The sequence below is a fragment of the Endozoicomonas sp. ONNA1 genome (assembly GCF_024606325.1).
Lineage (GTDB): Bacteria > Pseudomonadota > Gammaproteobacteria > Pseudomonadales > Endozoicomonadaceae > Endozoicomonas_A.
The window spans coordinates 1-1,747 of record NZ_JAHHPN010000882.1 but is presented as its reverse complement, the minus strand read 5'-3'; the positions used below and the strand labels follow the sequence as shown (position 1 = coordinate 1,747).

The 1,747-nt window shown below is 49.4% G+C and carries 1 protein-coding gene; it reads right to left on the bottom strand.

The window, feature by feature from the left end:
* A partial coding sequence (locus tag KDK19_RS20920) for a hypothetical protein (RefSeq protein WP_257292865.1) occupies positions 1-1,747 on the bottom strand: 1,747 nt, incomplete at both ends.

The window sequence follows — 1,747 nt, the reverse complement described above, 5'->3', positions numbered from 1 at the left end:
GGTTGGCATTGACGGAACAAGGTTTCAAACTTTTCCAAAGATGGAATACCCAACTCTTCTGACAGGAAATCCGACAAATAGCCCACTCTTTCAGGCCGAAGCCCGGAGTCCCTGTAGAGATCAACCAGACGATCAAGCAAGGATGCTGAGGCTACTGCGTCTGCGGGCGTGACCGGATGGTTCCCATTCCCATCCGGTGGCGGTGGTTCATCATCGTTATCATGGTTCCTCCCCTCTGGGCTGGCAGTTCGTTTAATTCTGTTGCTGCTTTGTTCTGCTGTTTGTTCAGAGGGGGAAGCCGGGGGGTGTTGGGACTGGGGCTCCCCGCTATTTCCCTCTGCGCCAGAAGCCGCCGTTATGACTGTTGCAAACTCTGTTGAAGGAAGTGATGTATCTGGCTGGAACGCATTTCGTGCTTCTGGCAACAAAGCCGGTGGGTTTCTGTTTGTTTGATGTTTAAAAAAAGGGGGTACACGACCAGAAAAGTATGAGTGGACAGCGTGCCCCTGAAACTCCCGGTTTAAATAGGTCAGCACATTGTTAATTAACTCGGGTCGCTGTTGAACAAACTGGTAAAGTGAGCCGGGGTCGCGCAGAATCTGCTCTCTTACCCTCGCTCTAAGGCTTTTTGGTGTGGATGATGAACTGAACCCTGAGAGCATTCCGTGCCATTGATAGAGATTAAATGGCGCATTGGCCACTGTGTTTACAAACAGAGTGGCCAGATTGATATGCTCACTTTCTACAAGGGTGCCAATGTCTGGTCCGTCCCAAACGGCATAATGATCCTTGATATTAAAAGGGGCATCAGCGAACTGCATTAACAGTACCGGGTCTCCTGCTCCCCAGAAATGATATTTCCGATGTCTGTCGTTGCGGGCTATGAATAGAGAAGACTTCGACCAGACCGGATAGGTGTCATTGCCGGGAGATGCCTTTTCCAATGCCCAGAGGTTGAAGTACTTCCCGGTGATGAGTGTTGGACTGGGTGTTATCGGAGTCTCAGGAATACCTGGTTGATAAAGCCACCTTTGATCCGACAACTGGTAAAGCCAGTGATTATGGTGGCAGAAGTGTATTTTTTCTTTTTCAGCTGTCCTGCCTTTATCAGGTTCGGCAAACAACTCACCATGGGAAGAAAGGCAATGAATAGCCTGATTGACCCGCTTGATGAAGCTACTGTCCAAAGCGGTTTGTCCGTCAGTGCTGATGATTTCTTTTTTGGCCAGTTCGGGCAGTAGCCACTGTTTTTCGTGATTCAGCGGAAAATTAATAAGGACACTCTGACACTTTTTATTATTGGTCAGTGGATGAGTCTGGCAGATAATGGCCTGCAGGCGATTGTGGTGACTTTCTCGCCAGGGGCGCAGAAAAAGGGTGCTGGTATGGGTGTCATTCAGCAGTGCCCATAGTGATAGCCAGACAGACAATGAATCACCATCAACTGCCTGCGTCTCTGGTGATGATGTTGAGGGTGAGGCAGTGATCTGCCATACAGGATGATGGTCGATACAACCAGTTTGCACTGATAAGCGGCCTTTCAGTAAAGCGTGGTCGATCATCACCGGGTGAGGATTGCAGTCGGGGGCATCACCAAAAGCCCGTGATAGTGATGGTATGCCCCGACTGAAAGAAGGGTAGGGTACGATTGAAGGAGGAAGTAGTTTTGCCAACAGAAACCAGCGCAGGTGACTCCACCATTGATTCTTGAAAAAAAGGGATAACTTTTCGGGTGTACCAACGTCGT